This is a genomic window from Rhodoferax sp. P1_F3, assembly GCF_056405715.1.
Window position 1 is genome coordinate 367,192 of sequence record NZ_JBFUBO010000006.1, and the last position, 19,773, is coordinate 386,964.

18 protein-coding genes and 3 pseudogenes are annotated in these 19,773 nt (G+C 59.6%); 13 read left to right on the forward strand and 8 right to left on the reverse strand.

All coding sequences use genetic code 11. The annotated features are described in order from the left end of the window. The first annotated feature begins 25 nt into the window (after positions 1-25). From AC1DZ5_RS12520 to AC1DZ5_RS12530, 3 genes are read left to right on the forward strand one after another with little or no spacing between them, the layout of a single operon-like run. Positions 26-1,228 carry an amino acid aminotransferase gene (locus tag AC1DZ5_RS12520; RefSeq protein WP_477889473.1) on the forward strand — a complete coding sequence of 401 codons (1,203 nt, stop codon included), beginning with the start codon at positions 26-28 and terminating at the stop codon, positions 1,226-1,228. A 17-nt stretch (positions 1,229-1,245) separates the two neighbouring features. Continuing rightward, positions 1,246-2,037 carry a class II aldolase/adducin family protein gene (locus AC1DZ5_RS12525; protein ID WP_477889475.1) on the forward strand — a complete coding sequence of 264 codons (792 nt, stop codon included), beginning with the start codon at positions 1,246-1,248 and terminating at the stop codon, positions 2,035-2,037. A gap of 4 nt (positions 2,038-2,041) precedes the next feature. After that, positions 2,042-3,025 carry a 2-dehydropantoate 2-reductase gene (locus AC1DZ5_RS12530; protein ID WP_477889477.1) on the forward strand — a complete coding sequence of 328 codons (984 nt, stop codon included), beginning with the start codon at positions 2,042-2,044 and terminating at the stop codon, positions 3,023-3,025. A gap of 170 nt (positions 3,026-3,195) precedes the next feature. Here the strand turns inward: AC1DZ5_RS12530 and fahA are convergent, their stop codons facing one another. From fahA to AC1DZ5_RS12560, 6 genes are all read right to left on the reverse strand, one after another. Continuing rightward, positions 3,196-4,494: a fumarylacetoacetase gene (gene fahA / locus AC1DZ5_RS12535; RefSeq protein WP_477889479.1), complete on the reverse strand. Its 1,299-nt coding sequence runs from the start codon at positions 4,492-4,494 to the stop codon at positions 3,196-3,198. 77 nt (positions 4,495-4,571) lie between these two features. Beyond that, positions 4,572-5,873, reverse strand: a complete 1,302-nt coding sequence (gene hmgA / locus AC1DZ5_RS12540; RefSeq protein ID WP_477889481.1) for a homogentisate 1,2-dioxygenase — start codon at positions 5,871-5,873, stop codon at positions 4,572-4,574. An 18-nt stretch (positions 5,874-5,891) separates the two neighbouring features. Continuing rightward, positions 5,892-6,350, reverse strand: coding sequence for a MarR family winged helix-turn-helix transcriptional regulator (locus AC1DZ5_RS12545; protein WP_477889483.1), 459 nt, complete (start codon positions 6,348-6,350; stop codon positions 5,892-5,894). 2 nt (positions 6,351-6,352) lie between these two features. Beyond that, positions 6,353-7,336: a Bug family tripartite tricarboxylate transporter substrate binding protein gene (locus AC1DZ5_RS12550; RefSeq protein ID WP_477889485.1), complete on the reverse strand. Its 984-nt coding sequence runs from the start codon at positions 7,334-7,336 to the stop codon at positions 6,353-6,355. 34 nt (positions 7,337-7,370) lie between these two features. Next, positions 7,371-7,553, reverse strand: coding sequence for a hypothetical protein (locus AC1DZ5_RS12555; protein WP_477889487.1), 183 nt, complete (start codon positions 7,551-7,553; stop codon positions 7,371-7,373). 27 nt (positions 7,554-7,580) lie between these two features. Then, entirely contained in the window at positions 7,581-9,206 is a 1,626-nt protein-coding gene (locus tag AC1DZ5_RS12560) for an FAD-dependent oxidoreductase (protein WP_477889489.1), read from the reverse strand. Positions 9,207-9,356: 150 nt separating this feature from the next. Here AC1DZ5_RS12560 and AC1DZ5_RS12565 point away from each other — a divergent pair. The 6 genes and pseudogenes from AC1DZ5_RS12565 to AC1DZ5_RS12590 all read left to right on the forward strand — a co-directional run. Continuing rightward, positions 9,357-9,635 (forward strand): annotated as a pseudogene (locus AC1DZ5_RS12565) (transposase); the annotation flags it as partial. Between the two features lie 185 nt (positions 9,636-9,820). Continuing rightward, positions 9,821-9,985 (forward strand): annotated as a pseudogene (locus tag AC1DZ5_RS12570) (hypothetical protein); the annotation flags it as partial. A gap of 195 nt (positions 9,986-10,180) precedes the next feature. Next, positions 10,181-11,026, forward strand: coding sequence for a substrate-binding periplasmic protein (locus tag AC1DZ5_RS12575; protein WP_477889491.1), 846 nt, complete (start codon positions 10,181-10,183; stop codon positions 11,024-11,026). Between the two features lie 15 nt (positions 11,027-11,041). After that, a pseudogene (locus AC1DZ5_RS12580) lies at positions 11,042-11,186 on the forward strand (FAD-dependent oxidoreductase); the annotation flags it as partial. Beyond that, a complete protein-coding gene (locus AC1DZ5_RS12585) occupies positions 11,175-11,357 on the forward strand; it encodes a hypothetical protein (protein ID WP_477889522.1) in 183 nt (60 codons plus the stop codon). The pseudogene AC1DZ5_RS12580 and the gene AC1DZ5_RS12585, both read left to right, overlap by 12 nt. A 79-nt stretch (positions 11,358-11,436) precedes the next feature. Further along, a complete protein-coding gene (locus tag AC1DZ5_RS12590; protein WP_477889493.1) occupies positions 11,437-13,818 on the forward strand; it encodes an EAL domain-containing protein in 2,382 nt (793 codons plus the stop codon). Between the two features lie 98 nt (positions 13,819-13,916). Here the strand turns inward: AC1DZ5_RS12590 and AC1DZ5_RS12595 are convergent, their stop codons facing one another. Together AC1DZ5_RS12595 and AC1DZ5_RS12600 are read right to left on the reverse strand one after the other, a co-directional pair. After that, the gene (locus tag AC1DZ5_RS12595; protein WP_477889495.1) at positions 13,917-14,261 is read right to left on the reverse strand and encodes a cysteine rich repeat-containing protein; all 345 of its coding nucleotides are present in this window, start codon (positions 14,259-14,261) and stop codon (positions 13,917-13,919) included. A 12-nt stretch (positions 14,262-14,273) separates the two neighbouring features. Continuing rightward, positions 14,274-14,669: a hypothetical protein gene (locus tag AC1DZ5_RS12600; RefSeq protein WP_477889497.1), complete on the reverse strand. Its 396-nt coding sequence runs from the start codon at positions 14,667-14,669 to the stop codon at positions 14,274-14,276. A 187-nt stretch (positions 14,670-14,856) separates the two neighbouring features. On the opposite strand from AC1DZ5_RS12600, the gene AC1DZ5_RS12605 reads away from it, so the two are divergent. The 4 genes from AC1DZ5_RS12605 (at position 14,857) to rsmH (ending at position 19,579) form a co-directional block, all read left to right on the forward strand. Continuing rightward, positions 14,857-15,549: a response regulator transcription factor gene (locus AC1DZ5_RS12605; protein WP_477889499.1), complete on the forward strand. Its 693-nt coding sequence runs from the start codon at positions 14,857-14,859 to the stop codon at positions 15,547-15,549. 12 nt (positions 15,550-15,561) lie between these two features. After that, entirely contained in the window at positions 15,562-16,872 is a 1,311-nt protein-coding gene (locus AC1DZ5_RS12610; RefSeq protein ID WP_477889501.1) for a sensor histidine kinase, read from the forward strand. 127 nt (positions 16,873-16,999) lie between these two features. Then, positions 17,000-18,421, forward strand: coding sequence for an aspartate kinase (locus AC1DZ5_RS12615; protein ID WP_477889503.1), 1,422 nt, complete (start codon positions 17,000-17,002; stop codon positions 18,419-18,421). 99 nt (positions 18,422-18,520) lie between these two features. Beyond that, complete coding sequence (gene rsmH, locus AC1DZ5_RS12620; RefSeq protein ID WP_477889505.1) at positions 18,521-19,579, forward strand: 16S rRNA (cytosine(1402)-N(4))-methyltransferase RsmH; 1,059 nt, start codon at positions 18,521-18,523, stop codon at positions 19,577-19,579. The last annotated feature ends 194 nt before the right edge of the window (positions 19,580-19,773 follow it).

Consider the following 19,773-nt stretch of genomic DNA (forward strand, 5'->3'; position numbering starts at 1 on the left):
ATCCAGTCCTCACGAAGAGAGTCACATGTTCGAACATATTCCCTCCTATGCCGGCGACCCTATCCTCAGCCTCAACGAGGATTTTCAGCGCGATCAACGCGAGAACAAAGTCAACCTCAGCATCGGCATCTATTTCGATGATGCAGGCAAGCTGCCGGTGATCGGCGCCGTCGGCACCGCGGAAACGGAAACGCTTGAGGTCATAGGTCCGCGTCCGTATCTGCCAATGGCAGGCCTAGCGGCCTACCGCGACGCGGCGCAGGCACTCGTGTTCGGCGCCGACAGCGAGGCGCGGGCGCTCGGTCGGATTGCGACTCTGCAAACGATAGGCGGCTCCGGTGCACTCAAGGTCGGCGCCGATTTTCTGAAACGCCATTTCCCGGCTTCCCAGGTCTGGATCAGCGATCCAAGTTGGGAAAACCATCGGGTCGTGTTCGAAGGTGCGGGCTTCACCGTGAACAATTACCCCTACTACGATCCGCACACGGGAGGCGTGCGCTTTGCCGAGATGCTCGATGCGCTCAAGCGTTTGCCAGCGCAAAGCATCGTGTTGCTGCACGCCTGTTGTCATAACCCGACGGGGGTTGACTTGAACGATGGGCAATGGGGCGAACTCATTCCCGTGTTGCAGCAGCGGCGCCTGATCGCATTCGTTGACATGGCCTATCAGGGATTCGGCGCAGGACTGGACGAAGATGCATCCTGCATCCGCTTGCTCGCGTCTGCCGGCGTACCGCTCGTGGTTGCCAATTCGTTCTCCAAGAATTTTTCGCTTTACGGCGAGCGGTGTGGCGCGCTCAGCGTGTTGTGCGAAACGGCAGACGAGGCGGGCAAGGTATTTGGCCAACTGACATCGACCGTGCGCGCCAACTACAGCAGTCCTCCAACCCATGGCGCGCGCATCGTCGCCAGCGTGCTGGCCACGCCATCGCTGCGCGCAGCGTGGGAGCGGGAATTGGGCCTGATGCGCGACCGTATCGTCGCGATGCGGCACGCTATGTATGAGGGCTTGAGTGGCCACGCGGACGAGCTCCTTCGGGCGCGCTACCTCACACAGCGCGGCATGTTCACCTATACGGGCTTGACAGAAGCGCAGGTTGAACGCTTGCGCAAAGAGCACGCCGTCTATCTTTTACGTTCCGGGCGCATGTGCGTCGCAGGATTGAATGAACGCAACGTTGGCGACGTGACGAAGGCGATCGCCAGCGTGCTCTCCAGCGCGGCTTGAACCGGGGCAAGGACACCATGTCGATGATTGAAAAAATCCCATCCCCTGGGCAGGATCGTGCCGCGATGCACCACGACGAGTGGCAAGCCCGGGTGCAGCTGGCGGCCTGCTACCGTATCTTCGCGCTGCTCGGCTGGACGGAGATGATCTACAACCACATCACCCTGCGCTTGCCGGGCAGTATCAGTGGAGATGAGCGCCAATTTTTGATCAATCCGTTCGGGCTCCACTACAGCGAAGTCACCGCCAACAATCTCGTGAAGATCGATTCGCGTGGCAACAATCTGGATGGATCGCCGTATCCCGTGAATCCAGCCGGCTTTACTGTGCATGCGGCCATCCATGACGGCGTGCCAGGCGCACATTGTGTGATGCATACGCACACGACGGCGGGCGTTGCCGTCGCCTGCCTTGAGCAGGGTCTGCAGCAATCAAACTTTTATAGCGCGCAATTGCACGACATGCTGGCCTACCATGACTTTGAGGGCATTACGATCCATTCCGAGGAAGGGCCGCGCCTGCTGGAACACATCGGCAATCGGCCTGCGGTGATTCTGCGCAACCATGGCTTGCTGGCGTGGGGACAGACGCTGCCGCAAACCTTCGCGATCTTGTGGACCCTGAACCGCGCGTGCGAAATCCAACTGGCCACGCTTTCGATGGGAGCAGCGCGCCTGATCCCCGAAGCGGTGGCGCGTAGTTGCACACGCGACGCGTTGCAGTTCGATCCCCTCCACGGGGCCGGACAAGACATGTTCGACGCCCTGGTGCGGCAAATCGATCGTATCGATCCCTCTTACAAGGAATGAAATCATGAAAATCTGTATTTATGGTGCTGGCGCGATCGGCGGCTGGATTGGCGTCAAGCTGGCCCAAGCCGGTTGCGACGTGAGCGTGGTGGCACGCGGCGTGACGCTCGCGGCGATCCAGCAACATGGGCTCCGGCTCGACGAAGATGGCGCAAGCCATGCGGTCAGCGTGCGCGCGAGCGCGTCGCCAGCCGATCTCGGGCCGCAGGATCTCGTGATTGTTGCCGTGAAGGCTCCCGCGATGAAGGCCGTCGCGGCGCAGATCGCACCCTTGTTGAAACCGGACACGATGGTCTTGACGGCGATGAATGGCGTGCCGTGGTGGTTTTGTGCCGGGCTGGATGGGAAAAGTGCCGGCCAGCGCTTGAAGACGATCGATCCTGATGGCGCGATCGCCATGGCCATTCCGGCCGCGCAGGTGGTCGGTTGCGTCGTGCATGCCAGCTGCCTGCTCAAGGAACCTGGCTACGTGCTTCACCGCCAGGGTCATGGTTTGATACTCGGCGATGCGGCAGGCCAGTCGGGAGCGCGAGTGCAATCGCTGTGCGCGAAATTGATTGCTGCAGGCTTCGATGCCTCGGTGTCTGAGCGCATCCAGCGCGACGTTTGGTACAAACTTTGGGGCAACATGACGATGAATCCCGTCAGCGCGCTGACCGGGGCGACGACGGATCGCATTCTCAGCGACGATCTGGTGCGCGAATTCGTCACCTACGTGATGCTTGAGGCAAAGGAAATCGGCGCGCGCCTCGGCCTGCCCATCAATCAAGAACCGGCCGACCGACATGCGATCACGCTCAAACTGGGCGCAATAAAAACGTCCATGCTGCAAGACGTGGAAGCTCGCAGGGCGGTCGAACTCGACGCCCTGGTTGGCACGGTGAGAGAGTTGGGCCAGATCGCCGAGGTGCCGACGCCATTCACCAACGCCTTGCTGGGCCTGGCGCGCCTGCAGGCGCGTACCTTGGGTCTGTATCCGAACGATTGAAGTATCCGAACGATGAATCGAAGGACGAATCCCCCCTCGAATTTCTAAGCCAATCAGAAATGGAGGTTGGGGAATTTAGTCACAGGGTATTCGACTGGCGGAACTGACCCTAATGCGAATGGCATTTACTTGAGGCCCATGGCGATGAAGTCACGGGCGTAACTCTTGAATTAAACTTTTGCGGGTAACACGTGGCCTTGGCAATCACCAAAACCAATGCGCCGGAAACCCTCACGCTGGCAATAGGCACGCAAGATCACCGAATCACCGTCTTCCAGAAATGTGCGTGTCTCGCCATTGGCCAAGATCAGCGCTTTTTTGCCACCAGCGCTCAGTTCCAGCAGTGATCCGGCCTGCTCTGGCGTGGACCCTGACAGGGTGCCCGAACCGAGCAGATCGCCGGGCTGCAGGTTGCAACCGTTAACTGTGTGGTGTGCAATTACCTGTGCCAGTGTCCAGTAGGCATCAGAAAAATTGGACTGCGACAGACGTTCGGGTGTGGCCTTGGTTTCGCGCATTTTCGAGGTATGCAGCCAGACTTCCAGCGCCACGTCCAACCCGCCTTGCTGCCGATTGACTTCCGACTCTAGGTAAGGCAAGGGCTGTGGGTCGGTTTCGGCACGAGCAAACGGCCTGCGGAAAGGCGCCAGCGCCTCCATGGTCACCATCCACGGCGAGATCGTGCTGGCAAAGTTTTTAGCCAGAAACGGACCCAGCGGCTGGTATTCCCAGGCCTGTAAGTCACGTGCTGACCAGTCATTGAGCAGCACCAAGCCAAAAGCGTGTGATTCGGCATCGTCCAGGCTCACGGATTCACCCAGCTCATTGGGCGTGCCCATAAAAATACCAAGTTCAAGTTCATAGTCCAGCCGCTGGCTGGGACGCAGGCTGGGGTAGATTTCGTTCGGGCCTTTGGTCTGGCCCCGCGGACGATGAAAAGCTTGGCCGCTAACACCAATCGACGAGGTTCGGCCATGGTAACCAATCGGCACCCATTTGTAATTAGGTAGCAGAGGCTCGTCGGGCCTGAACAGTTTGCCGACGCTGGTGGCGTGGTGTATGCCGGTGTAGAAGTCGGTGTAGTCGCCGATGCGGCAAGGCACGGCCATTTCTACTTCGGACTGGGCCAGCAAGGCGGCCTGCCATTCCGCCTGCTGGCTGCTGCCTTCACTCAAACCGGCTGAAATCGCGGCGCGCAGGGCCTGGCGTTCGGCTGTGCCTAGGGCCATCAGCTCGTTCATGTCGCTGGTCGAAATCAGCCCGACAGCTTTCAGATCCAGCACCTGGTTGCCGATGGCGACACCAATACGCAGGGCTTGCTGGCTGCCTGCAGGCCGAAAGCTGCCAAAAGGCAGGTTCTGGATGGGGAAATCATTGCCCTCTGCATTGGCTGATTCAACCCAACTGCGAAGTGCCGGGTTGTGGGTGGCGTTGATGGAGTAAGTGGCAGAGGTGTTTGGGGTGGTCATGTTGACTCTTGTGGATAAAAGATGGATGTCTGGCTTGCCCCTCTCTTGCTTAGGAAGAGGGAGCTGTAAAAGGATCATCAGCCCGTGAACTGGTCCTTTAACCCGCTCCAGCAATTCGCGTAATTCACATCCAGCGCCCCGCCGTTCATCGCATAGGCCGTGGGCACAAAACGATAACGGCTTTCAAACATGAAGGCCAGGGTGTTGTCGAGTTTGTGTGGGGTCAGCTCGGCGGCGCTGGCCTTTTCGAAGGCATCGGCGTCGGGGCCATGCGGCACCATGCAGTTGTGCAGCGATGCGCCGCCGGGTTTAAAACCTTCGGGTTTGGCGTCGTACTGGCCGTACACCAAGCCCATGAACTCGCTCATCAAGTTGCGGTGATACCAGGGCGGCCGGAAGGTGTCTTCAGCCACCAGCCAGCGCGGCGGAAAGATCACAAAGTCGCAGTTGGCCGTGCCGGGCGTGTCGGATGGCGAGGTCAGCATGGTAAAAATTGACGGATCGGGGTGGTCGTAGCTAATTGAGCCTATGGTCATGAAATTGACCGTGTCATATTTATAAGGCACCAAATTGCCATGCCATGCCACCACGTTAAACGGGCTGTGTGGCTGGCGGGCCGTCCACAGGCTGCCGCCGTATTTTTTGATGATTTCAAAACCGCCATCAGGCGCTGCGCCGTCAAAAGCCGCAGTAGGGGCCAGAAAGTCACGGGCATTGGCCAGGCCGTTGGAGCCAATCGGCCCAAGCTCTGGCAGGCGGAAAAGGGCACCGTAGTTTTCACAGACATATCCACGTGAAGCGCCATCGGGCAGCGCCACGCTGAAGGCCAAACCACGCGGCACCAGCACTACTTCACCTGGCTTGACATCCAGAATGCCCAACTCGGTCGTCAATACAAGTCGGCCCTGCTGCGGCACCAGCAGCATTTCACCGTCGGCATTGACCAGGGCGCGCCCCGACATCGAACAGTTCGCCAGATAAACCAGTGCAGCCATGCCGATCTGGGTATCGGGGTCGCCATTGGCTACCAGGGTCCGAATACCGTCGACAAAATCCAGCGGGTCGGCCGGGATGTCAAACGCGGCCCAGCGCAGCGGTTCAGGCGGCACTTTTTTGCCCCCAGCCGCACCGCTTGTCCACAACACCTGCGCGTAAGGCTGGTAACTGCCACTCATCACCGAAGGCTGGCGGCGGTACAGCCAGGTGCGGCGGTTTTCGGCGCGCGGGGCGGTGAAGGCGGTGCCGGACAGCAGCTCGGTATACAGGTCATGAGGCGCACGTTGCGGGCTATTGCGACCCGTGGGCAGCGCACCGGCGACAGCTTCACTGACCAATTCATTGCCAAAACCAGACAGGTAAAGCAAGCTGGATGCGGTCATCATTTCTCTCCTGAAAATTTAGTCTTCGGCAGCTTCAGCCAGATCGCCACTAGAGCGGGCATCAGCAATCAGGCGGTCAAAAAAACTGCTTAGCTGACTCTGCTCTGTAGGGCTCAATCCGCCGAAGATATCTTTGTTGCGCTGCCCCACCACATCCATCGCACGCTTCCATGCTGTCTTGCCTTTTGGTGTCAAGGTGAGAACTACGCCTCGACCATCTGCCGAGCTCGAACGTTTAAGCACCAGGCCCTGGTCAACCAAAGATTGCGCCGCGCGGCTAGCCTGCCCTTTATTTAAATTAGCTCTTTGGGCCAAATCGCTCACCGACAGCGGTGCAAATGCCCCCACTGCTGCCAGACAACGGCCATCACTCATGGATAGTCCGGCATCGGTGGCATAGGCCCGTTGACTTCCAATGTCGCTCAGCTTGTGCAGCAAATGGAGTCGGTAAGTCAGGGTTCTGTCAAGCTTGAACATATTCAATCCAATTTGATGCCGCTGTCACGAATAACCACGGCCCACTTCTCGCGCTCGGCTTTGGTATAAGCCGTCATCTCTGCTGGAGTGCTCGGTATCGGCTCCAGGCCCAGCACCTGAAAACGCGCCTTGATAGCTGTGGAGTTCAGCGCCTCGATCAGTGTCTTGTTTAACTTTGCAATCACATCGGTCGGTGTTCCGGCGGGGGCAAGCAGGCCTTGCCAGGCGTAGGCTTCAAAACCTTTCAGTCCCTGTTCGTCCAGCGTGGGAATCGTGTCAAAGTTTTTGACCCGTTTGGGGCTGGCGATGCCGATGGCGCGCAGGCGCCCGCTGTTGATAAAACCCATGCCGCTGGCGGTGTCGACAAACATGAAAGGCAACTGGCCACCAACCACGTCCTGAACCGCGGGTGCTGCGCCACGGTAAGGAACATGCACCAGATTCAGACCGGTGCTGACGCGAAACAGCTCGCTGGCAAGGTGGTGCGGGCTGCCGGCGCCCGGTGTGGCGTAACTGGTGCCGGAGACCTGTGTTTTGGCCCAGGCCACAAATTCAGCGTAGTTCTTGACTGGAATTGCCGGGTTGACCACCAGAATCATTGGAAAACGCGCTAGTAGACCGACCGGCACCAGGTCTTTTTCAGCGCTGTAGTTGAGTTTGCTGTACAGCGCGGGGTTGGCGGCCAAGGTCGCGGTGTCGCCGGTCAGCAGGGTGTAACCGTCGGCCTTGGTATGGGCTACATAGTCGGCACCGATATTGGTGGCTGCGCCCGGTTTGTTGTTGATGATCATGGGCTGTCCCAGCGCCTTGCCCATGGTTTCGATCAAGGTCCGCGCTACCATGTCAGAACCTCCACCGGCAGGGTAAGGCACGACCCATTCAATCGGTTTGGTGGGGTAGGTTTGCGCCGAAGCGACGCCTGCGACCAAGGCAAGGGGTGTCAGAAGCATGATGGTGCGGCGGCTGAAAGCAGGGAAGATTTGCATGTTGTCTCCGGAAAATGTTGATGAATGAATCGGTTCAGGTTGCCGATAGGCGTTCAGCCTGTGTGATCAGTGCCAGTGCTTCCGCCGCATCGGTCTGGCGACTCAAAAGTGCCAAAGCCAGCGTGGCCAGGAAGAGCGGCGTTTTGGTTTCACCCACACGGGCGGTGGCTTCAGCCAAAGCGGTATAGGTCTGGTCAAGTTGATGAGTGTTTGTCATGTTTCTCCTTCAATCGGGCGGTACTGGCTAAAGTGCCTTTTCTTGCTGGAAGGGCTTCAGGGCGCTTTTAAGCGTGGCCGCATCAGTGGTTTTCCAGTAGCCCATCAGGTAACCGTCGGGGCGAACCAAGTAAGTGGAGCCTTCATTTGCGCCGTAACGGCTACGGGCCTGACCAAGTTCATCAACAAGCATGTTTTGACCAGGCTGTCCCTGGCTGCTGATCCAAATCACCCTGACCGTAGCCGGGCTGGTGCCAGCATCCATCGCCAAAACAGCTACATCACCCGGCAGTGCAGATTCAGAAAAACACAACAACACAAAAGCATGACCAAAACACGATGTCAGATGCACATCCCCAGCCGGGCCGCGCAGTTTGGCCTCGGGCGCTGGCATTCCGGCGCGAGCCAGGCTGTTTGTGTCGCCGGCCAGATTCAACGCCGAACCGACATATTCAACCGGCGTTGACTGGCGCGGATTCAGCAAGGCGCTGACGGTTGCATCTTCAGTGGCCAGGCGCAACGCAGCTTCACGCAGCAGCTTGAAGCCGTAATTGGGCGGCGCCATGAATTCCGTGCTTTTGGCGCCGTAAACAATGTTTTCGCGGGTGGCCATGACACGTTCAGTCGAATAACTGCTTAGCAAGGTTTCGTCAGCCTGCCCCTGTTGCACCAGCGCCAGCTTCCAGGCTAGGTTGGCTGCATCGTCCAGGCCGGAATTGAGGCCACGTACGCCAAAAATCGGCACCAGATGCGCGGCATCACCGGCAAACAATACCCGACCCTGGCGGTAGCTGGGCAAGGTGAGGCATTTGGCGTTGTAGATTGAAATCCACAGCGGCTCCCAAGGTTCGTTCTCGCCAATCATCGAAAGGTGGCTTTGCACTCGCGGCAACACGTTTTCAGGTTTGACGGCTTCCACTGGATCCTCATCGTCCCTGATTTGGTAGTCAATACGCCAAACATCGTCGGGCTGGCGGTGCATCAAAATGGTCGAGCCGGGGTTGGACGGCGGGTCAAACCAGGCCAGGCGCTCCACATCACGTTTTGTTTTTTGAACCACGTCAACAATCACATAACGGCCTTCGTACTGCGTGCCTTCAAGCTGCAGGCCGAGTTGTTCACGCACTGTGCTGCGGCCACCGTCGCAAGCCACCACCCAGTCGGCAAACACGGTGTGATTGCCGTCAGCGGATTCAATATCAACCAAGGCACCATTAGCCTGTGGCCGCACTGCCACCACCTTGCTGGACCAGCGCACATCAACCAGGCCGTCATAGTTCAGCGCCGCCTTGTGTGCAAATTCTTCGACATAAAACTGCTGGATGTTGACCATGGGCGCAAAACGCTGGGTCGGCTCGCTGGGCATTTCAAAATGCAGAACTTCGCGGTCACGGAAATAACTGCGACCACCAACCCATGACAAACCCTTGTCCACCAGTGGTTGGGCAGCATCAACCCAGCCCAGAATCTCCTGCGAACGGCGCGACATGCAGATGGCCCGGCTGCCGGCGCAGTAAGTCGAATCGAGCTCAACGACCATGCTGGCGATACCGTAGCGGGCTAGCAAAGCGGCAAGCGCCATTCCGACCGGGCCTCCACCGGCAACAAGCACAGGCACACGCTTTGGCAAAGTATCAGATGATTTGGTAGGCATATTTGTCAAAATTATTTGGTTGCTAACGCAACTATATATTCATGTAGTTGCGCGCGCAACTATTTTTAATCTAAGGCAACGCTGAATAAGTCCACGCAATATCTGCTGTAGGCAGTGAATTACGGAGCCATGAAGTAACAAACCTTTTCCATGGCCGCCGACGCACAGTCAGGTTTCGAGCAGCACCGCAAACCCACACGGCGCGACGAATTCTTGAAGACCATGGAGGCACTGGTGCCGTGGACTGCTTTGTGCGAAGAGATAGCCCCGCACTACCAGAAGGCCGGCAATGGTCGTCCTCCCATCGGGTTGCAGCGCATGCTGCGCATCCACTTCATCCAGTACTGGTTCAACCTGGCCGACCTGGCCTGTGAGGAAGCGCTGTATGACAGCGTCAGCCTGCGCCGCTTTGTGGGGATTGATCTGGGAGAACGCGATAAGGGCATTCACGGCCTTGGCGCTGGCCAATGTCTATCTCAGCCGAGGGCGTTTGCTGGCACCGGTGCGCCCGTAAGGGGCTATTTGGGTCGAAGGGCCCGCCAAACTGCCTCATGGGCAGCTGGGGAGCTCTGAAATCTACCAATCCATCACCAATTCGCTGCCTCTTCCTGGTTGACGATGGTGTTACCAAGCTGCTGTTTGACGACAGCCCCGAAGCGCACGGCCACGGCAAGATCCTGGGTGGAGGAATGGTTGGCACGCACGCCGGCGACATGATTGGCGAGATTGCGCTGGCGATTGAGATGGGCGCAGACGCGGTGGACATCGGCAAGACCATCATGTGCACTTCCATGTCTGCGTCGTCGATGGGGTGTTTGAAAAAGTGGCGGGCAGCGTGATCTCCCACCCCGCCAAAGGTCTCACCATTCCGCCGCCGCGACGGTTCAAACTGCACAAATCAAAGAGGCTTGGGAACCAAAAAAACCCGTGCCATACTTGCCCTCATGCGGTTGAATTTCCTATCTGCCCAGCCCATGGTTGCCCGTCTTTTGCTGGCCCTGCTGCTCGTCGCGCAAGCCGCTACTGCCGAAGTAGTGCGCTTTCCCCGCCCGGAGTTCGAAGGCGATCGCCGATCCGCCTACGGACTGGATTTGCTGAAATTGGCGCTGTCCAAGGTCGGCGCGGACTATCGCGTCGAACTGGCCGAGCTCCCAATGAACCAGGAGCGCCAGATTCGCGAACTCGAGGCCGGGCGAATGATAGACGTCGCGCCCCTGCCGAGCGCGGCGGAGCGCGAGGCGCGCTTACTGGCCGTGTACATCCCGATGAACAAGGGCGTGCTCGGCTGGCGCGTGGGGCTGATCCGAAAAGGCGACACGGCGCGGTTTGCTGACGTCAACACACTCGACGACTTGAAGCCGGTGCGCCTGGCCCAGGGGCTGTATTGGCCTGATACGGACATCCTGCGCGCCAACGGTATTCCCGTCATCACAGGGGCAACCTACGAAGGATTGTTCAAAATGATCGTCGGCAGTCGTTTCGATTACTTTCCGCGCAGCGTGATGGAGATCTGGAAGGAGCAGGACAGCAATGCCGACACGCTGGAGGTCGAGCCGCACATCGCGCTGCACTATCCCTACTACACCTCGTACTTCATGCTCAACCGAGGCAACACCAAACTTGCGGAAATCATCCGTCAGGGGCTGGAAAAGGCGCTCGCCGACGGCTCGTTCGATCGTCTTTTTGAACAGCACCACCGCGAGAGCCTGCGCCGGGCGCAACTGGACAAGCGCGTCGTCATCGAACTGAAGAACCCGCTGGTCACGCCCGGCACGCCGGTGAACCGGCCCGAGCTGTGGTACGACCCCCGCCGCAAGTAGCTTCAGGCGCAGGGCGCCGCCGGTAGCACGCCCAACGGCAAGAAGATCAGCGCCGAGAAGGCCGGTGTGGCAGTCACCGACCGTGGCTTTATCAACGTCGACATCCAGATGCGCACCAACGTGCCGCACCTTCGCCATCGGCGACATCGTGGGCCAGCCCATCCGTGGCCTACACCGACCCCAGGTGGCCTGGGTCGGCCTCACCGAAGACCAGGCCAAGGCCCAGGGCATCAAGGTCAAGATCCTGGGCGGCGGCATGGTCGGCGAGATTGCGCATGGCAGCTGCACGGATGCGCCTTCGCGCTTGACTCTGTGCATTCATTGCGTATGAATGGAAAAAAGCGGGCATTTCCCCCTGTTCGGCGTCTTCTTTCGTATGATGCGCTTTGGTTTTCCCCAAAAAAAACGCGATGAATATCGACACAACGTCGTTGGTTCGGGACATGGGAATGAACGCGGGGTTGCTGTCTTTCCTGGCAGCGCTCTACGGCATCGCCCATAGCAGTGCCCGCCACCCAGACCGGACCGTCGCACAGAGGCGGGAAGCCCTGTTGCCTTGGGTAACGGGATTGATGTTCGGCGTCACGGGCATCCTCACCATGCTCGCACCACTGCGCCTCAGCGAGGGCGTGATTGTGGATGCCCGGCTGGTGGTGGCCGGCCTTGCGGGAGCCTATCTGTCACCCATTGGCGCCCTGTTGTGTGCTGCGATTCTGGCCGGTTACCGGATTGCCTTGGGGGGCATAGGCACTGGCCCCGCCATGGTGGGCATTGTGCTGTGCACGGGGATCGGTTGGCTATGGCAGAAGTACCGACCAATCTTTTCCGCCCACCGCAACAAAGCTTCGGCGGACGGGCTTTGGCTGGCTGGGCTGGGCCTCAGCTTGGCCGCAGGTGGCATGCTGGCCATACAAACCCTGCCGTCAGAGATCGCTCGCATGGTGACCGAACGAACCTGGTTGCCCGTGTTACTGATCTACCCCATCGGTGCCGGCCTGCTCGGTTACCTGCTTGACAATGTGCATGAGCTGCACGAACGGGCAGAAGCGCTGGTACACACGGCCGACAAATTGAAGACCCTGCTCACCGAGGCGCGGCAAGCGGCCAGCGTGTTTATCAACAGCAAAGACGCCATCGCCATCCTGCAACCGGATGGGGCCGTGCTGGATGTCAACCCGACGTACTGCTCGCTTCTCGGCTATTCGCGGGACGAGCTGATTGGAAAGTCGTCGGCCATCTTGCGCGTTGACGAAGGGGGAGAGGGCTCGTTCCTGCGCCGGGTGGCTCAAGCTATTGAACGCGATGGTCGATGGCACGGCGAGCTGGTTCGGCGCCGCAAAAACGGTGAATCGTTTGTGTCGGAAATCACGATAGAAGGTATCCAGGACCCCGACGGCACGGTGCGCAGCTGGGTCTCGGTCGGCAAAGATGTGACCGAACAACGGCGTCTGGAGCTGGCCCTGCAGCAATTTGGCAATTACGACGCCTTGACAGGTCTGCCAAGCCGGCGACTTTTCACCAAAGAACTCAACGCCGCCTTGCATGAAAGTGGGGAGCTCAACAATATCCTGGCCTTGTGTGTTCTGGACATCGACCAGTTCAAGGGCCTCAATGAACTGTGGGGCCTTCCCATTGCGGACAGGTTTCTCCGGGTGTTTGCGCAACGTCTCAAAAAGGAGGTGGGAACCGATGACCTCATCGGTCGCATTGGCGGAGATGAATTTGTCGTCGTGCTCCAACATTGCCAAAGCGCCGACACGGCCATGCAACGGTTGGAGAGCATGCGCCAAGCACTCGCGCAGACCGCGACCCTGGACGGTAGGGAGGTGCACCTCACATGCAGTGCCGGGGTCACCTTCTCCCCCGACGACCCTGCAGATGCTGACGGCCTGCTCAGGCACGCGGACCTTGCGCTGTATGCCGCCAAAGAACAGGGCAAAGATCGCATTGTCGTGTTTGACATCCAGCAAGGCCAACTTCGACAAGCTCGTCGGCAATCTGCCAGACTGGTGGAGGACGCGCTGCAGCGAGGTGAAATGGAGCTGTTTTTTCAGCCCAAGGTCAGGATCACAGATGGGCAGGTTGTTGGTGCTGAGTCATTAATCCGGTGGCACCACCCCGAACGTGGCTTGCTGGCGCCAGGCGCATTTTTGGAGGACATCGCGGGTACCCCAGTGAGCAACAAACTGGATTACTGGGTACTGGACGCGGCGTTCAAGGCCGGACACAGCTTGGCATCTCAGGGCCAGCCACTGTCTTTAAGCATCAACTTGACCGTATCCACGCTGATCGACAGCCACTTTCAACTCAAGGTCGCCCAACTGCAGGGTCAATACCCCTCATTGCCCCCGCAGTTTCTGGAGGTCGAGCTGCTGGAGACGGAAACGTTCAATGATCTGTCAGCGGTGGCCTATGTCATCCAGGGGTTGGATGCTCTGGGCATCCAATGCGCGATTGACGATTTCGGTACCGGCTACTCCTCCCTGACCTATCTGCAACGGTTGCCCGCACAGATTGTGAAGATCGATCAGTCCTTTGTGCGGGACATGCTGGATAACGAACGGGACCGCACTTTGGTGCGCGGTATCGTCAGCCTCGCGCGCGCGTTCGAGCGGCAGGTCGTCGCGGAAGGCGTGGAGACGCTGGCCCATGCGGAAGCGCTGCGCGACATGGGATGCGATACCCTTCAAGGCTATGGCATCGCCAGACCGATGCCATTGCAGGATTTGGTCCATTGGGTAAAGAACTGGCAGCCGCCCCCTGAGCTGCGCCGTTCAAGCACCGATGTTTGATCTGGCCCCACCAAGACTGAATTTCAGCAGTGGGCCGTGCACAAATGTCTGTACTAAGCCCTCCAGGCTGACGGCGATCCAAGGCAGCAGGGGCATTGTCAAAGGGTTCGGCATGCCGCGCCAAGCTCGCTGGCGTGGGCTTTCAGGCAAGTGCGCAACGCGGCCTTGTCGGTGCCATCAGTGCCACAGACGGCCTTGATTTGTTCAGTGCATTGCTTGACGGTGCCCAGCTGTGCTTTGCAGGGGGCGGACAGCTCTGCCGCATGTTCTTGCAGGCACTGAGCGACTTGCCCGCCACCGGGCTTCACTTTGGAGCAGAAAGTTTGGTAGTCGCTACGGCAAGCGCTGGCCATGGCATTGGCTTCACGCGCCTGGGCTGGCAGGGTTGCCAGCGCGGCGCTTGCCAAAAACAGCGATGCCAATAGGGAGTGCAATGGCTTCATGGTGGTCCGGGTCTAGTGGGTGATTACCACGGTGCCTGACTTGCCGCCAGATCCCGTCACGGTTGTTGTGGAGCCGGAGTCTGTACGCGTTGTCTCACGGGTCGCCGTGTTGCCATTGAAGCCGGACACGGTGGCGCTGGTGCCGGAAGCTGAGCGGTCCACCACACGGCTGCTGGTTTTTCCATTCGGCCCTGTAGTGGTCGACGACACATCGCCCTTCTCGCGCAAGATATCACGTGTTGCGGTTTTCCCGTTGGCCCCGGTGATGGAGCTGTGGCGTTCGCGGGCCTGTGCCTCGCCGTTGAACGTAAGCACTGCGCAAAGGCTGCCCACAAGAAGCAGCAGACCTGCACTGCGGGATAGCGAAGTGCGTGTCGTGGAGGATATGGTGGAGGTGGATGGGTACATGGTCAATGTTCCTTTTCTGTTGACGCAAAACAATCGGCGACTTGCCGCTTCACAACGCAGAACGGAGTGTTTGCATTGCCTCTATTTGACGGCTCAAATGCGTTGCGGACGACCACAGCATGCGACGAAATGTGACAGTTTTGAAACATGGCTGTAGCCTTGCGTGGGCTGGCCCTAAACTTTCACCATGAACAAACCCCTGGTGCTTATCGTGGACGACGATGCCGAGTTGTCGGGCATGGTGGCGGAGCTGCTGCAGCGCGAAGGCCTGGCGGTGCACACCGTGCTGACCGCCGGTGACGGCGAGCGAGCGCTGGCGCAATGGAAGCCGGACGCTGTGCTGCTGGACGTCATGCTGCCCGATGCCAACGGCTTTGATATTTGCCGCCGCTGGCGGGCCAGCCACCCGGCGCTGGGCATCCTGATGCTGACCGCGCGCGGCGACCCAATGGACCGGGTGCTGGGCCTTGAGATCGGGGCAGACGACTACCTGCCCAAACCCTTCGAGCCTCGCGAGCTGGTAGCCCGCCTGCGCGCTTTGCTGCGGCGCCAACTGCCGGGTCGGGCGCAGGCCACGCAGTTGCGCTTTGATAGTTTGACCATAGACCTGCTCAAGCGCGAAGTACTGGCGGGTACTGGCGCGGTCACGCTGACTGGCGTGGAGTACAAGCTATTGATTGCCATGGCGGCCACTCCCGGCCAACCCCAGTCACGCGAACAGCTGAGTGAGGCTGTGCGAAACGGTAGCTACAAGCCTCAGGATCGTACGGTGGACGTGCAGGTTGCACGCTTGCGACGGAAGCTGGACGACGCCGCCCCAGGTAACGCGTGGATCGATACCGTGCGGGGCGAGGGTTATGTTTTCGTGCCACGTGGCTAACGCGTACCCGTCATGGCACGTTCTTTTTTTCGTAGTATTGACAGCCTGTTTGTTCGCTTGCTGCTGACGCAATTGGGCCTGGTGATGGCACTGTTACTGGTGTTTGGCGTTTTGTTTTTTGTGGAGCGCAACAGCGCCATCGCGGTGCTGTATGCAGATTTGTGGGCGCCGCAACTGGCCCAGGCGGCCGGTGTTTCTGCAGAAACCAGTGCACCGCTTCAGGTCCTGCGCAGCAATGCGATGCCGGCATTCACACGACCTTCGCCCGCCATGGCACCCCGATTTGTGGCCCTGCGCCAGCGCCTGAAGGCACTTGGATTGCAGGTCGAGGATATGCGGCTCAGCCGGCAAGGGGCAGAGGCATCTCTGATCTGGTTGCAGATACGTACGCCAGATGGCAAGTCGGTGTGGCTGGGCGTGTCTGGGCCAGTGCTGCTGCCCGAATGGCCGGTACGCCTGCTGATTGCCATGGCCTTGGCCGCTGTTTTGATGGTCGTCGCCAGTTGGTCATTTACCCGCCGTCTGACGCGCCCCTTGGAACACTTGCGGCAACGTATGCAAACCCATGTACCGGGCAGTCTGATGCCTATGGCTGCTGTGGTGGCTGGCAGTTCACCCGAAATAGCGGCCATGGACACGGCGTATACCGAACTGCTGGCGCGGCTGGAGCAGTACCAGCGGGAGCGCTCTTTGTTGCTGGCCGGTGTGTCTCACGATCTGCGCAGCCCGCTGGCGCGCATCCGCATGGCTGCCGAGCTGCTCCCAGACGCCCCTGGTGGTAAGACGCGACAGGACGCCATCGCGCGCAACGTTGCTGTGGCAGACCGCTTGATAGAGAGTTTTCTGGACTTTGTGCGTAGCGACACGCTGGCCATGGACCAGACCGTGGACCTTGCCGAGTCCGCACGCAGCGTTGCGGCCCGCTTTGAGCGGGCCCCTGACGAGTTGGTGGTCGTGGCCCCCGTTGCGCTGCCATGGCCCCATGCCAATGCACTGCTGGTGGAGCGGTTGATCTCCAATTTGATCGAAAACGCCTTTAAGCACGGGCGTGCGCCGGTAGTCCTGCGTTTGCTGGGGGACAGCCAGCACGTCAGCTTGGCAGTGGAAGACGCCGGTGGCGGCATCGCGCGCCCCGACGTCTCCCGGCTTCAGGAGGCGTTTAGCCGCGGGAACGACAGCCGTACCGTGCCAGGCACCGGGCTGGGGCTTGCCATCGTGCGACAGATCGCCCAGCGCTTGGGTGGTAGTCTGGATTTTGAAACCCACCCGGGCAGACACACGGTGCGGCTTACCTTGCGCCGCACTTCGCAGTCAGGTGAATAGGTCGAGGGCCGTCGTGGTGAAAGCACTCTCACCAAACTAGTGGAAAATACTAGGTTTTCTGCCGTTGGCTGCCTCGGCAGAAATTCCGGCCGGCTTTCCAACCTTTTTTGCCCCTCCCAGCTTGTCCATGTCTGACCTAAATTCCTCCAAGATCTCTGTCGAAAAGATAGGCGGCACCTCCATGACCGCCTTTGGCGATGTGCTGCGCCACATCGTGCTGCACGACCCCAAGCGCATCTACGGCCGCATTTACGTGGTGTCGGCCTACTCGGGCGTGACCAACCAACTGCTGGAGCACAAGAAAACCGGCGAGCGTGGCATTTACGCGCTGTTTGCCGAGGGCAAGGGCTACCAGGACGCGCTCACAGGCCTGGCAGTCAGCCTGAAAAAAATCAACGCAGGTTACGCCGATCTGGGCCTGCCGCTGGCTGTGGCCGATGCCTTCATCGACCAGCGCATTGCACAGGCCCGCGAATACCTGGGGGCCATGCAGCATGTGCTCGCCAGCGGCTACCTCAGCCGCCATGACGTGCTGTTGGCTGCGCGCGAAGTGCTGGCCTCCATCGGCGAGTCCCATAGTGCGTTCAACTCGGTGGAAATCCTCAAGGCCAATGGCGTGAAGGCCGTGCTGATGGACTTGGCCGGTTTTGACGACACCGAGGCCTGGACCATTGACGAGCGCATTGCCAACAGCTTCAAAGACCTGGACTTGGCCAACAACGTGATTGTGGCTACAGGCTACACCAAGGGCACAGAAGGCATCATGCGCGAGTTCGACCGCGGCTACTCTGAAGTCACTTTCAGCAAGATTGCCGTGGAAGTGCGCCCCGCCGAAGCGGTGATCCACAAGGAGTTCCACCTGTCGTCTGCCGACCCTAACCTCGTGGGCCTGGAAAACGCGATTGTGGTGGGCGCCACCAATTACGACGTGGCTGACCAGCTGGCCGACGTGGGCATGGAAGCCATCCACCCCAAGGCCTCCAAGCCCATGGAACTGGCAGGTATCCCCATCCGCCTGAAGAACACGTTCGAGCCCGACCACCCTGGTACGCTGATCACCAAGGACTTCGTCGGTGAGCGCGCCCGCGTGGAAATCGTCACCGGCACCGACAAGGTCACGTTGATCGAGATCCACGACCCCAGCATGGTGGGCACCGTGGGCTTTGATGCCAGCCTGATGCAGGTGTTCTGCAAGCATGACATCAGCTACATCCTCAAGGCCACCAACGCCAATTCCATCGCCCATCTGGTGTGGGACAACCAAGTGACGGCTGAGCTGGTGGCCGAGCTGGAAGAGCTGTACCAGGTGGTGACGGTCAAGCCCAGCGCCATCGTGTGCACTATCGGCTCCAACATCGGTATTCCCGGTGTGCTGGCCAAGGCCGCGCAGGCGCTGGCAGATGCGCAGGTCAACGTCAACTGCGTGTCGCAAACTCTGCGCCAGGTGAACATGCAGTTCGTGATTGAGCGCGAGGACTACAAGACCGCTGTCAAGGCACTGAACATGGCCTTGTGTGTCAACTCCGGCACTCCAGTGCCACGCGTCTGATCGTCACTGACGACGCTACAAATTTAGTAGCTGGCCGCGCAGATCCTACGGGGGCTGCGCGGCTTTTTTGTTCAGAGGTCTTGGGGCGCATAATGGCCAATGACCGACGCTACCCCTCCCCACAAGCGCCGCGTGCGTTACGCTGGTACCCACCCTCGCCAGTTTGAAGAAAAATACAAAGAGCTGGACCCGACGCGCCATGCGGACGAGGTAGAAAAGGTCATGCAGCGCGGGCAAACGCCTGCAGGCATGCACCGCTCCATTTGCGTAGACGAAATCCTCGGTATCCTGAAGCCCGTGCCCGGCGAAACCGGGCTGGACCTGACACTGGGCTTTGGCGGCCACACGCTGGCCATGCTGCCGCTGGTGCAACCCGGCGGGCGCATGTTTGGTATGGATGTGGACCCGATTGAACTGCCCCGCACCACAGCGCGGCTCCGGGCCCTGGGCTTCGGCGAAGACGCGCTCAGCGTACACCGTGCCAACTTCAGCGAACTGGCCACGCTGCTGCCGCAGGCGGGCGGCGGCTTTGACTTTGTGCTGGCAGATCTGGGTGTGTCGTCCATGCAGATCGACAACCCGGCACGGGGCTTCAGTTTTAGGGCCGATGGCCCGCTGGATTTGCGCCTTGACCCCACCCATGGCCAGTCGGCCAGCGAGCTGCTGCTGTGCGTGACCCGGCACCGGCTGCGCGACCTGCTGACCGATAACTCCGATGAGCCCTTTGCGATTCCCTTGGCTGCAGCCCTGCAAGGCCAGTACCTGGAAACCACGGTGCAACTGGCCGACTTGGTGCGCGCCACCATGGAGCTGGCCTACAAGCGCAGCATGCCGTTTGAGGAGCGCCTGGTGGAAACCAAGAAGGTGCTGCAGCGCACGTTCCAGGCGCTGCGCATTGAGGTGAACGACGAGTTTGGCGTGCTGGACACCATGCTGTTGAACCTGCCCGCCTGCCTCAAACCCGGTGGGCGCGTGGCTATCTTGAGCTTCCATTCCGGCGAAGACCGCCGTGTGAAAAAGTGCTTTCAAACGGGTGAGCGCAATGGCACTTTCAGCAGCGTGGCCGCCGACCCGATCCGTGCCTCCTACGACGAGCAGCGCAGCAATCCGCGCTCCTCGTCGGCCAAATTACGTTGGGCGGTGCGCGCGCTGCACTGAATGGGTGTTGTCGCTGCGACGTTACATTTTGCGAGCTATTTCGCATCAGTAGTGTCCCAACGTTCATCAGAGGAGAACGAGCTGATTGGGCTCGAAATCCGACTCTGGATTTGTTGAGGGTGGCGTAAGTAGTTGATTTATAGGGATTGTTTCAAACATGGACAGACTCAGGATCTGTAGGATTTCATACAGGC

Bases quoted from the DNA above. Each gene is read 5' to 3' on its own strand.
- AC1DZ5_RS12520 (WP_477889473.1), top strand. From the start codon at position 26: ATGTTCGAACATATTCCCTCCTATGCCGGCGACCCTATCCTCAGCCTC.
- AC1DZ5_RS12525 (WP_477889475.1), top strand. From the start codon at position 1,246: ATGTCGATGATTGAAAAAATCCCATCCCCTGGGCAGGATCGTGCCGCG.
- AC1DZ5_RS12530 (WP_477889477.1), top strand. From the start codon at position 2,042: ATGAAAATCTGTATTTATGGTGCTGGCGCGATCGGCGGCTGGATTGGC.
- fahA (WP_477889479.1), bottom strand. From the start codon at position 4,494: ATGACCACCCCAAACACCTCTGCCACTTACTCCATCAACGCCACCCAC.
- hmgA (WP_477889481.1), bottom strand. From the start codon at position 5,873: ATGACCGCATCCAGCTTGCTTTACCTGTCTGGTTTTGGCAATGAATTG.
- AC1DZ5_RS12545 (WP_477889483.1), bottom strand. From the start codon at position 6,350: ATGTTCAAGCTTGACAGAACCCTGACTTACCGACTCCATTTGCTGCAC.
- AC1DZ5_RS12550 (WP_477889485.1), bottom strand. From the start codon at position 7,336: ATGCAAATCTTCCCTGCTTTCAGCCGCCGCACCATCATGCTTCTGACA.
- AC1DZ5_RS12555 (WP_477889487.1), bottom strand. From the start codon at position 7,553: ATGACAAACACTCATCAACTTGACCAGACCTATACCGCTTTGGCTGAA.
- AC1DZ5_RS12560 (WP_477889489.1), bottom strand. From the start codon at position 9,206: ATGCCTACCAAATCATCTGATACTTTGCCAAAGCGTGTGCCTGTGCTT.
- AC1DZ5_RS12575 (WP_477889491.1), top strand. From the start codon at position 10,181: ATGGTTGCCCGTCTTTTGCTGGCCCTGCTGCTCGTCGCGCAAGCCGCT.
- AC1DZ5_RS12590 (WP_477889493.1), top strand. From the start codon at position 11,437: ATGAATATCGACACAACGTCGTTGGTTCGGGACATGGGAATGAACGCG.
- AC1DZ5_RS12595 (WP_477889495.1), bottom strand. From the start codon at position 14,261: ATGAAGCCATTGCACTCCCTATTGGCATCGCTGTTTTTGGCAAGCGCC.
- AC1DZ5_RS12600 (WP_477889497.1), bottom strand. From the start codon at position 14,669: ATGTACCCATCCACCTCCACCATATCCTCCACGACACGCACTTCGCTA.
- AC1DZ5_RS12605 (WP_477889499.1), top strand. From the start codon at position 14,857: ATGAACAAACCCCTGGTGCTTATCGTGGACGACGATGCCGAGTTGTCG.
- AC1DZ5_RS12610 (WP_477889501.1), top strand. From the start codon at position 15,562: ATGGCACGTTCTTTTTTTCGTAGTATTGACAGCCTGTTTGTTCGCTTG.
- AC1DZ5_RS12615 (WP_477889503.1), top strand. From the start codon at position 17,000: ATGTCTGACCTAAATTCCTCCAAGATCTCTGTCGAAAAGATAGGCGGC.
- rsmH (WP_477889505.1), top strand. From the start codon at position 18,521: ATGACCGACGCTACCCCTCCCCACAAGCGCCGCGTGCGTTACGCTGGT.